Consider the following 4,470-nt stretch of genomic DNA (forward strand, 5'->3'; position numbering starts at 1 on the left):
CGTCGACGCGACGGCCCTCCTCGTCGGTCGGGACATCGGGGTCGATCCGATCGGCCTCGCGCTCCAGCCTCTCCCGCTCCTGCTGGGCCGACTGCGCTTCGGCCCGGTGCTCCTCGGCCTGCCGCTCCAGACGGGCCGCCTCCGCGGCCTTCGCCTCTGCCTCGGCGCGGGCGTCCTGCGCGATCTGACCGGTCACCGAGGCGCGGTCCTCCGCGTCCTGGAGGTCGGGGAGGCGCTCCTCGACGCTGGCCCGCAATGACGCGGCCTCGGCCCGCTGCTGGGCCTCCCGCTTCCTGCGGCGCGACCCCGACACGAGCACCCAGATGACGAGCGCGACGATGACCAGCCCCAGCACGATCCACAGGACCAGCTGCATGGTGTCCGACATGCCAACCCCTTCAGGTCACGGTTACGGGCGGAACCTCCTCCCGAAACCTACTGCGCGGGGAGGCCCACACGCGGGACGTCAGAGCCCTTGCCCGCCACTCGTGAGGGAAGCGCAGCGCGCGGGCGGGGGTCACCCCAGGCCGAGCCTCTTCACCGTGGCCTCGCGCATCTCGACCTTGCGGATCTTGCCCGTCACCGTCATGGGGAACTCGTCGACGACCTCGACGTAGCGGGGGATCTTGTAGTGCGCGAGCTGTCCGGTGCAGAACTCGCGGACCTTCTCGGCGTCGAGCGGCTCGGCTCCCTCCTTCATCCGGATCCAGGCGCACAGCTCCTCGCCGTACCTCTCGTCCGGGACCCCGATGACCTGGGCGTCGAGGATGTCGGGGTGGGTGTAGAGGAACTCCTCGATCTCGCGGGGATAGACGTTCTCGCCGCCCCGAATGACCATGTCCTTGATCCGGCCGGTGATCTCGACGTAGCCGTCGTCGTGCATGACGGCGAGGTCACCGGTGTGCATCCAGCCGTCCTCGATGGCCTCGGCCGTCTTGTCGGGCTGCTCCCAGTAGCCGAGCATCACGGAGTAGCCCTTGGTGAGGAACTCGCCGGCCTGCCCGCGCTTGACGGTCTCTCCCGTCGAGGGGTCGACGATCTTGATCTCCAGGTGCGGATGCACCCGACCCACGGTCTGCGTCTTCTGCTCGAAGGTGTCGTCGACGCGGTTCTGCGTCGACACCGGTGACGTCTCGGTCATCCCGTAGCAGATCGTCATCTCGTCGATGCCGGAGGCGATGAGGCGCTTCATCAGCTCTGCCGGACAGGGGGATCCCGCCATGATCCCCGTGCGCACGCTCGAGATGTCGTAGTCGGCAAAGCTCGGCAGGTTCCACTCGGCGATGAACATCGTCGGCACCCCGTAGAGGCTCGTGCACCGCTCGTCCTGGACGGCCTGCAGCGTCGCCGCAGGGTCGAAGCCGGGAGCCGGGATGACCATGCAGGCACCGTGCGACGTGCAGGCGAGGTTGCCCATGACCATGCCGAAGCAGTGGTAGAAGGGCACCGGGATGCACACGCGGTCCGCCTCCGTGTAACGGCACAGCTCCCCGACGAAGAAGCCGTTGTTGAGGATGTTCCGATGGCTGAGGGTCGCGCCCTTGGGGAAGCCCGTGGTGCCGGACGTGTACTGGATGTTGATCGGGTCGTTCCGGTCGAGTGAGGCCTGTATGCCGCTGAGCTCGCTCGCGCTCACCCGGTCGGCCTGGGCGAGGGTGGAGTCCCAGTCGTCCGTTCCGATGAAGATGACGCGCTCGAGGCCGGCGACGTCGTGCCGCACCTCGTCGATCATGTCGCGGTAGCTGCTCGTCTTGAACGACTCGGCCGAGACGAGGGTCGAGACGCCCGACTGTTCCAGGACGTAGTGCAGCTCGTGCGCCCGGTATGCGGGGTTGATGTTGACGAGGATCGCGCCGATCTTGGCGGTGGCGAACTGAACGAGGGTCCACTCCGAGCAGTTCGGCGCCCAGATGCCGACCCGGTCGCCCGTCGTGACGCCGATGGCCAGCAGAGCGCGAGCGAGCCGGTCCACGTCAGCCTGCAGAGCGGCATACGTCCACCGCTTGCCCTGCGCGACGTCGACGAGGGCTTCCCGCTCCGGGAAGCGGGCCACGGTCGCGTCGAAGTTGTCGCCGATCGTCTGCTCGAGGAGCGGTGTGTCGGCCTCCCCACGCGTGTGCGACAGGGTCGGGTCGAGGACGTCGGTCATGGTGCCTCCCGGGTGCAGCGACGGACCAGGTTCAGCTCGACTCCACCACACGGGCCCGCGGCTGCACAACGTCCGCCCTACGCTGGCCCCCGTGTGGTACTGGTTCTTCAAATACGTCATCGTCGGCCCCCTCGCCCGGTGGTACTTCCGGCCGCGGTGGCTCGGCCGCGACGGGCTGCCCCGGACGGGACCGTTCCTCCTCGCCGGCAACCACGTGACGATGATCGACCCGGTGGTCATCAGCATGGGCGTGCCGCGGCGCGTCACCTACGTCGCGAAGTCGAAGTACTACTCCGGCACGAGCCTCAAGCGCCGGGCGCTGGCCTGGTTCCTCCGAGCCATCGGGCAGGTGCCGATCGACCCGGCGAGCGCCGACACCGCCAGCCCCGCCCTCGACACGGCCCGACGCATCCTGCTCGAGGGCGGGGTCGTGGCCCTCTTCCCCGAGGGCACCCGGTCGCCCGACGGACGGCTCTACCGCGGGCGGACAGGGGTCATGCGCCTCGCCCTTCCGCTCGGCATCCCCGTCATCCCGGTCGCGGTCCGCGGCACGCGTGAGGTCCGGTTGCCGGGACAACCGAATCCGCGCCGCGGCCGGGTACAGGTCAGCTATGCACCGCCACTCGACCTGTCCCGGTGGGTTGATCGCGCCGACGACCCCGCCGCGTGGCGCGAGGCCACCGACGCCCTCATGGTCCGGATCGCCGAGCTGTCCGGGCAGGAGTACGCCGACCGCTACGCGACCAAGGAGGAGCGCGAGGAGAGGGACCGGCGCACCGGCACCGAGCGTTGACCCGCACACCCGCGGAAGCGCGCGTCGGCGGGCGACCAGCCCAGCGGCATACGGCGAATGGCCATTCCACCTCGTGCGGCCCTGTCACTGGCTGCGATCCCGCAAGTTTGCGAGGATGACGACGCCGCACTCGGGGTGCACCGGAAGGACGTGCAGCATCAACGAAACGAGCAGGATCAGGATCGTCACGGCCGCGCGGCCGTCGTGCGCCCGCGAGGGCGGAGAGCGCGACGGAGTCCACGCATGAAGGCGGCGTTCCGGTCCCTGATGGAGCGCTTCTGGGCGCGGCCGCTGCTGTTCGCCGTCGGAGCGACCGGTCTGGCGCTCGCCCTGACCACGCTGGACGAGTCGCTCGACACCTCTCTGAATGCGCCGTTCCTCTTCGCCGGAGGGCCCGAGGGTGCGCGGTCGCTGCTCTCGGCGATCATCACCTCGATGATCTCGTTCACCGGCCTGGTCTTCTCCATCACCATCGTCGTCCTGCAGCTCACGAGCAGCCAGTTCTCACCCCGCATCCTCAGCTCGTTCCTCAAGGACCGCTTCAACCAGGTCGCGCTCGGCGTCTTCGTCGCGACGTTCGTGTATGCGCTCGTGGTGATCCGCGGTGTGCGGGGCACTGCCCAGGTCGACCCGTTCGTGCCGCAGATCTCCGTCACGGTCGCCTTCTTCCTCGTCCTCGTCTCGGTCCTCGTCTTCCTCGCCTACATCCACCACATCGCCCAGTCGATCCGCGCCGCGGCCATCATGGCCGCCATCGCCGCAGACACCCGGGGCCTGATGGAGAAGCGCCTCCCCGCGGATGCCACGCCGGAGCCGACCCTGACCCTGCCGGCCGGTCCTTCGCGCACGATCGCGACGAACCGTCCCGGTGTCGTGAAATGGATCGACGACGCAGCGCTCGCCCGTGTCGCGGAGCGCGAGGACGTGACCGTCGAGCTCCTGCGTTCCGTGGGCGAGTTCGTCCCGGCCGGAGTGCCGCTCGCCCGCATCCACGGGGCGGGCACCTTCGACGACGACAAACTGCACTCCGCCGTGCACGTGGGCCGGGAGCGAAGCCTGGACCAGGACGTCGGCTTCGGTCTGCGTCAGCTCGTCGACATCGCGGAGCGAGCGCTCTCGCCCGGCACCAACGATCCCACCACCGCGGTGCAGGCGGTCGACCAGTTGCACGACCTCCTCCGCAGGCTCGCCACGCGGGTTCTCGTCCCACGCCAACGCACCACGAAGGACGGACGGCTCGCCGTCTCTGTCCCGCAGCCGAGCTTCGCTGATTACCTGGCACTCGCCTTGGACGAGATCGCGCACTGGGGCAAGGACAGCCCCCGCCTCCAGCGACGCCTGCACGTCGTGCTCCTCGATCTCGAGACGGCAGCCCGCCCCGAGCACCGTCCGGCGGTCCAGGCGGCCATCGCCCGTTACGGCCTGACGCCATCCCTCGGCCTGGACGCGCTCTCCCCGACCGACGTCGGTCTGCGGCCGGCGGACTGACCCGCCCGCGGGCGCAGCGACGAGTCCCGCACCAAAGGCC

The 4,470-nt window shown here is 69.5% G+C and carries 3 protein-coding genes and 1 pseudogene; 2 read left to right on the forward strand and 2 right to left on the reverse strand.

Annotated features, from left to right (window positions below; translation table 11 throughout):
* Positions 1 to 388 (reverse strand): annotated as a pseudogene (locus LOY02_RS09310) (hypothetical protein); the annotation flags it as partial.
* Between the two features lie 129 nt (positions 389 to 517).
* Positions 518 to 2,149, reverse strand: coding sequence for an AMP-binding protein (locus LOY02_RS09315; RefSeq protein WP_317182074.1), 1,632 nt, complete (start codon positions 2,147 to 2,149; stop codon positions 518 to 520).
* A gap of 91 nt (positions 2,150 to 2,240) precedes the next feature.
* Here LOY02_RS09315 and LOY02_RS09320 point away from each other — a divergent pair, with 91 nt between their 5' ends.
* Entirely contained in the window at positions 2,241 to 2,942 is a 702-nt protein-coding gene (locus tag LOY02_RS09320) for a lysophospholipid acyltransferase family protein (RefSeq protein ID WP_317182075.1), read from the forward strand.
* 243 nt (positions 2,943 to 3,185) lie between these two features.
* Complete coding sequence (locus LOY02_RS09325; protein WP_317182076.1) at positions 3,186 to 4,430, forward strand: DUF2254 domain-containing protein; 1,245 nt, start codon at positions 3,186 to 3,188, stop codon at positions 4,428 to 4,430.
* Positions 4,431 to 4,470 lie beyond the last annotated feature (40 nt).

This window comes from Intrasporangium sp., from assembly GCF_032907665.1.
Lineage (GTDB): Bacteria > Actinomycetota > Actinomycetes > Actinomycetales > Dermatophilaceae > Intrasporangium.